The sequence below is a fragment of the Oleiphilus sp. HI0123 genome (assembly GCF_001635315.1).
The window spans coordinates 1-298 of the sequence record NZ_LWGE01000635.1; the positions used below are offsets into that span (position 1 = coordinate 1).

The window sequence follows — 298 nt, forward strand, 5'->3', positions numbered from 1 at the left end:
ACAAATATTCAGACTCTTATTACGCGTGACGGCGAAGACTACGTCATTAATGGTCGTAAATGGTATATCTCGGGTGCGTGTGATCCGCGTTGCGAAATACTCATCGTGATGGGCAAAACAGACCCGGACAACGAAAATCGTCACCTACAACAATCAATGATACTCGTACCGATGAACACGCCGGGTGTCACCGTCGTTCGACCGATGCAAGTATTCGGTAATGACGATGCGCCAGAAGGTCACGCAGAAATTTTATTCGAAAATGTGCGTGTACCTGCCGAGAATATACTGCTAGGTG

General features: G+C 47.3%; 1 protein-coding gene. It reads left to right on the top strand.

Annotation, left to right across the window (positions count from 1 at the left end; genetic code table 11):
• A partial coding sequence (locus A3761_RS05760; protein WP_197472865.1) for an acyl-CoA dehydrogenase family protein occupies window positions 1–298 on the top strand: 298 nt, incomplete at both ends.